Genomic DNA, 5,479 nt, shown 5'->3' on the forward strand with positions numbered 1-5,479 from the left:
GGAGAACATCAACAACGCTATCCAAGAGCAGAATCAACGTCAGCGTTGGTTGTTGGTCACGATGATGGGCAAACTCAGTCTGTGGATTGGGCTATCCGGCCTTTGTCTGATTGCGATACTGTCCGGCATTCTGGTGTATCAGGGCAAGATGATAGCCGATCGTTATCAGGAAATTCAGCAGTTAGATCAGAGCGTGCTGGAGATGAACGAATACACAGGGAAAGGGCTTTCGGTACTGACGGACGACAAAATGAAAAACCAGTATTACCTGATCCTGCCGAAATCGGCGTACAACGTGGGCGCACCGTATCAGAGCAAGAACGGCCATACTGTCATCAAATACCAGACCAAATAACCCCTTTAAACGTCCCTGAAAACGATACAGCGGCGTTTTCTCAACGCAGGAATCCTTCTTATGACGGAAATGGAGAAACAGCTCCTGAGCGCACTGGAGAGCTTACAGCACAGTTACGCGCAACAGCAGAGCGAATGGCAGAGCAGTTACGCCAGCTTACAGAGCATGTTCGACACTACCTTGAGTCATTACACGCAAAATCAGCAAGAAAACGCCCAACTGAGCGAGCAAGTGACTCGCTTACAACTACAAGTCGAGGACTTGAACAGGCAAGTCATCAATTTGAGCGAAAAGCTGCCCCTGTTATTGCGGTAGCAGAGTATAAGCGTGCAGAACAACGACGAACCGAATTGGAACAACAGCGACAACGACAGAAATCGCGTAGCCGTGATGATGATTATGGTATGAGCATGTAAAACGTGTTTTTTACATTGCTGTAAGGTTTTTTTTAAATTACTCTAAGGATGTTTTTAATTTTAATTGGAGCGGTTATGGCTAAGAGTGCTCAATCTATAGCTAGTGATATCAATGAGTTAATGAGGTTGAATAAAAATGAGTGCATTACACTAAAATGGCCTCAATTTTACGAGTTATGTGAGCGTGAGCGTATTGCTGATGTGGTTATGGATAACATAGCAAAGCAGCTTAAAAAAAATGATCTTCATATTATCTATGGTAACAATGTCATAATTGTAAGAGATTTTTGTTGGAATCCAGTATCTCTCTAGATATAAAAAACAAAGCCCTGACATTCATTTGTTATCTTGGCGGATCTAAATGAACGGTCAGGGCTAGGCATAGAAACCTAAACAGGATATTAGCACATGAAGGGTGTGATACAACAGCCCCGCCATAAGGCTGGGAGTTTTGATTAACCACGCATTAGCGTTATTTAATGAGCGTCTCCCTCATAAACCGTATTATTCGGATGATTTACAGTTTGGCGTGCGTATAGCTGCCAAAGACCGTGCTATTCTTGCTAGATATATCCAATTTAACCAACCTCACGCCCAATTCTGGCTTGGTTTTGACGTAGATCGCCAAGGTTCAGCCTTAGACTGGAGTGACCGTAATGCTCCTGCTCCGACTTTTACCATTATGAATCCGAAAAATGGGCATACACATTTGCTTTATGGGCTGGAAACCGCTATTCGTACTGCGCCAGATGGTCGTATAAAGCCACTTAAATATGCAGCTGCTGTTGAAAATGCGCTGCGCAAAAAACTGGATGCAGATATCGGTTATTCAGGATTAATTTGTCAAAATCCTAATCATAAACACTGGCGGGTGAATGCTTGGCAAACTGAGCTTTACACGCTGGATTGGTTAGCGGATTCACTCGATTTAGCCTCCGCCAATGACAAAGAAATCATTACTGATTATGGTTTAGGTCGTAATTGTCAGCTGTTTGAACAAACCCGTAAATGGGCATATCGAGCTATACGTCAGGGATGGCCGTCTTATGAACCGTGGTTAAATGCCTGCTTTGAGAGGGCTAATGGCTATAACATTCAATTTTTAGTGCCTTTAGATGAAAAAGAGGTTTTTGGTATAGCGAAAAGCATAGCTAAATGGACTCATGTAAAGTTTACACAAGATACATTTGATGACTATGTGGCTAAAACTCATGCTCCTGAAATTCAGTCAAAAAGAGGAATGAAAAGTAAAGGAGGGGGGCGGCGTATAGATATAAATTCTATTGAAACTAAAAAACCATGGGAAAGCTTAGGTATTAGTCGTGCAACCTATTATAGGAAAAAATCGGTAATAAAATGAATAAAGTTAATGCTCATAAAAATATACCTATTAGTACAGTAGGTCGAGGGAAGAAATTTGAGATCTTAAATAACGATATAACAAAAGAGTTCTCAAAAAATGGGGTTAATTTATTTCACGGAAATAGCCTGAAATTTTATGATAGATGGGAGTCACCAACTGTAATTATATCAGATGGGGCATATGGGTTATTGGGATTTGATGGTGATACAAGTGATCACTTATCTATAGCTGATTGGTACGAGCCTCATATAGCCGCTTGGAGTAAGTTAGCATCACCTAGAACTACATTATGGTTTTGGAATAGTGAGATAGGCTGGGCTTCAACACATTCAATGTTAGAAAAATACGGATGGAAATATATAAATACAAATATTTGGAATAAGGGGAAAGGACACATAGCTGGTAATGTTAATACAGCTAAAATTAAGCGTTTTCCCGTTGTTACTGAAGTTTGTGTTCAGTATGTTTTCGACCCTAAGATAAATGGTTACACATTACAAGATTGGTTATTTCATGAGTGGAAACGCTCTGGACTTAAAATGAAAGAAGCTAATAAAGCTTGCGGTGTAGCTAATGTTGCAACAAGAAAATACTTAGATAGAGGGCATTTGTGGTATATGCCGCCTGATGACATGTTTGAGAAATTAGCAATATATGCCAATGAGCATGGAAATGAATCAGGAAAGCCGTATTTTTCTATTGATGGAAAAAGATCGCTAACAAAAGATGAATGGGCGTTAATGAAACCAGTATTTAACTGCCCAATGGGTGTAACAAATGTCTGGGAAAGAAATACATTAAAAGGCAAAGAAAGGATAAAAGTTCCTGATTCTAATACGAGTTTTGCTCATTTAAATCAAAAGCCTTTAGATCTGATGGACTTAATAATAAAGTCGTCCAGTTATGAAAATGATGTCATCTGGGAGCCTTTTGGTGGACTTTTTTCAGGTTCATTGTCTGCAATGAACCTGAATAGGAAAGCATTTTCAGCGGAAATAGATCTAGACTATTTCACTCTAGGAGTCAGTAGATTCCAAGATCAATAATTGATACTAAATGTTGATGAAATAGCTTGTTTTATTTCATCAACGCTTCCTCTAGATAATAATCTAGACCATGAATATATGCTTCTACCATGGAAAGTAGAATTTAAAACTCTAGTTTTGAACTCTTCAATTTGAGGGTGATCAATTCGGTCCATTTTTGCAAAATTAGTATCGAGTCGATATTTGAATTTAGACATCAACTCTTGAACCATTAACTGATATGCCATATCGGTTGAGTAAGTATTCATGTCATTTTTCCTACACCAATGTCTATATATATTTTGTGCTTCAATGAACTCAAGTGGATTTCCTTGAAATTTATATCCATTAGTATTTGTTTGCTGAAGATTAAGCGTTCTATCTGATGTATCACCAGGTTCAACTATTAGATAGTCAGGAGGGTTGCTGTAGTGAGCATCTCTTGCGGCAGCTACTGATTTGGCTGACATGACTGAAACATCTATAATTTGCGGTTTGCCAAAGATAAGAAACTGAGGCAGCCAAGCAACTAATGCGACATTTGTTTGGTCTTCTTGAAAATGGTCTTGGCTATCTTTGAATCGTGCTGTTATTTCCGTTGACAATGGAAACCATGCTTTTATTTCAATTCCTGGCGTTGGTGATACTAAGCTGCTTTCAAAAATAGTATCAGGAAACCCAGGATCTTGTCTTTTCCAATGACCGAAAGATTCGAATTCTGGTATTGTATTTAGATATTCACATATATTAAATTCTATTAAGTTTCCCATCATAGGGGATAGTTTTGATACTACTTTTGTCAGATTTATTGCAGCATCAGCAGACGTAGGTTTTGCTAAATCAACAGTATCAAAAATATTTCCTTTTAACCTATCAAGTTTTTGTGTCGCTAAATTTAATACACTATATGTTGTAATCATCAGTGATCTCTTTAATTACTTCTGAGGGAGAAATATTCAAAGCCTCACAAATTTCAATAAACTCAATAAGTTTCAATGAGCGTTCATTATTCTCATATTTGGCAACATAGGACTGGCTTCTGTTTATTCTTTCAGATAGCTGTGTCTGAGTTAGGCCGAGAGACTCCCTCGCCGAACGCAAGGTCGCGATAAGAGCAATATTTTTTTGTGAATATAACGGCTTTGTCATACCAGCATAATAAAGTCCAAAATGGGATATCCCATTTTGGACTTGAGACTGAAACAACCTATATCAGATAACAGCCCTCTTTTAGGAGGGCTTTATTTTGTCTAAAAGGCAAAGACCAGCTACAATCTAAATGTATTTAAGCCAGTACACACAAAGTCCCCTCTAACGAGTGGTCTTGTGACTGGTTCAGGGGAATTACATTCCCCCGAAACCCCCATGTATCCACTGCGAATATTCGCACTGTGGTGCAAACATTCTCAGTGGACGCTATGGAAAAACGAACGAAAGAAATCAAGATCAGACTGACTGAACGTGAGCATGAATTATTGCTTGAACGGTGTGAACAATCTCAGTTGGCATCATGGTTACGGGCTTTGGGGCTGGGTGAACGCCGTCCCCGTCAGCGTAAATTACCGACGGTTGAACCTGCACTACTTCGTCAAATCTCAGGTATGGGGAATAATCTCAACCAGATTGCGCGTCTTTTGCATCAGTCCCCGTCATTTTCACCCTCTGAACGGGTTCAGTTACTGGCGGTTCTCACCAGCATGGATAATCAACTAAGTGCCTTATTAGCGGAGCACCGATGCGATGATTGTTAAAATTCATTCCCGCGGGGCGGGTTCGGGAAGTGGACCCGTTGATTATCTTTTAGGTAAAGAGCGAAACCGTGAACAGGCGGACGTTTTACGGGGTGATCCTGAGCGGGTTAAAGAGCTGATTGATACCAGTGAATACACCCGAACGTATACCTCCGGCGTACTTTCCTTTCAGGAGCGGGATTTACCCGCTGATGAGAAAACCCGACTGATGGATGAATGGGAAAATACATTGATGACCGGTCTTGATAAAGATCAGTACACCTGTCTTTGGGTTCAGCATCAGGATAAAGGGCGTTTAGAGCTGAATTTTGTGATCCCGAATGTGGAATTACAGAGCGGAAAACGGCTTCAACCCTATTTTGACCGCGCTGATCGCCCGAGAGTAAATGCGTGGCAAACGTTAACCAATGAACGTCTTGGGCTGCGCGACCCGAATGACCCGATTTATCGCCGTCCGTTAACGCCATCCAGTGATTTGCCCCGCGACAAACAGTTGGCTGCTGAAAGTATCACTAAGGGGCTGATGGAGCTGATGCGGGTTGGTCAAATCAGGGAGCGAAAAGATGTGA

The 5,479-nt window shown here is 40.6% G+C and carries 7 protein-coding genes and 1 pseudogene; 6 read left to right on the forward strand and 2 right to left on the reverse strand.

Features of this window, described 5'->3' with window-relative positions; genetic code table 11:
• From PSF16_RS17480 to PSF16_RS16365, 4 genes and pseudogenes are all read left to right on the forward strand, one after another.
• A pseudogene (locus PSF16_RS17480) lies at positions 1–771 on the forward strand (hypothetical protein); the annotation flags it as partial.
• 75 nt (positions 772–846) lie between these two features.
• Positions 847–1,083 (forward strand): hypothetical protein, encoded by a 237-nt coding sequence (locus PSF16_RS16355; RefSeq protein WP_038195483.1) that lies wholly within the window; start codon positions 847–849, stop codon positions 1,081–1,083.
• Between the two features lie 139 nt (positions 1,084–1,222).
• Entirely contained in the window at positions 1,223–2,131 is a 909-nt protein-coding gene (locus PSF16_RS16360) for a replication initiation protein (RefSeq protein WP_272689690.1), read from the forward strand.
• Positions 2,128–3,180 carry a DNA methyltransferase gene (locus PSF16_RS16365; RefSeq protein ID WP_272689691.1) on the forward strand — a complete coding sequence of 351 codons (1,053 nt, stop codon included), beginning with the start codon at positions 2,128–2,130 and terminating at the stop codon, positions 3,178–3,180. Before PSF16_RS16360 ends, PSF16_RS16365 begins: the two co-directional genes overlap by 4 nt.
• Here the strand turns inward: PSF16_RS16365 and PSF16_RS16370 are convergent.
• Both PSF16_RS16370 and PSF16_RS17485 read right to left on the reverse strand, forming a co-directional pair.
• Complete coding sequence (locus PSF16_RS16370; RefSeq protein ID WP_272689692.1) at positions 3,174–4,079, reverse strand: hypothetical protein; 906 nt, start codon at positions 4,077–4,079, stop codon at positions 3,174–3,176. The genes PSF16_RS16365 and PSF16_RS16370 overlap by 7 nt on opposite strands.
• Positions 4,063–4,308 carry a helix-turn-helix domain-containing protein gene (locus PSF16_RS17485; protein ID WP_038195488.1) on the reverse strand — a complete coding sequence of 82 codons (246 nt, stop codon included), beginning with the start codon at positions 4,306–4,308 and terminating at the stop codon, positions 4,063–4,065. Before PSF16_RS17485 ends, PSF16_RS16370 begins: the two co-directional genes overlap by 17 nt.
• A gap of 269 nt (positions 4,309–4,577) precedes the next feature.
• Between PSF16_RS17485 and PSF16_RS16375 the strand changes: the two genes are divergently transcribed.
• Both PSF16_RS16375 and PSF16_RS16380 read left to right on the forward strand, forming a co-directional pair.
• Positions 4,578–4,910, forward strand: coding sequence for a plasmid mobilization protein (locus tag PSF16_RS16375; protein ID WP_272689693.1), 333 nt, complete (start codon positions 4,578–4,580; stop codon positions 4,908–4,910).
• On the forward strand, positions 4,900–5,479 hold a 580-nt coding region (locus PSF16_RS16380; RefSeq protein WP_272689694.1), incomplete at its 3' end, for a relaxase/mobilization nuclease domain-containing protein. The genes PSF16_RS16375 and PSF16_RS16380, both read left to right, overlap by 11 nt.

The sequence above is a fragment of the Providencia sp. PROV033 genome (assembly GCF_028484855.1).
Lineage (GTDB): Bacteria > Pseudomonadota > Gammaproteobacteria > Enterobacterales > Enterobacteriaceae > Providencia > Providencia alcalifaciens.

What these genes read in the sequence shown, in the direction of transcription:
- PSF16_RS16355 (WP_038195483.1), top strand. Translation starts at nt 847, where the DNA reads ATGGCTAAGAGTGCTCAATCTATAGCTAGTGATATCAATGAGTTAATG.
- PSF16_RS16365 (WP_272689691.1), top strand. Translation starts at nt 2,128, where the DNA reads ATGAATAAAGTTAATGCTCATAAAAATATACCTATTAGTACAGTAGGT.
- PSF16_RS16370 (WP_272689692.1), bottom strand. Translation starts at nt 4,079, where the DNA reads ATGATTACAACATATAGTGTATTAAATTTAGCGACACAAAAACTTGAT.
- PSF16_RS17485 (WP_038195488.1), bottom strand. Translation starts at nt 4,308, where the DNA reads ATGACAAAGCCGTTATATTCACAAAAAAATATTGCTCTTATCGCGACC.
- PSF16_RS16375 (WP_272689693.1), top strand. Translation starts at nt 4,578, where the DNA reads ATGGAAAAACGAACGAAAGAAATCAAGATCAGACTGACTGAACGTGAG.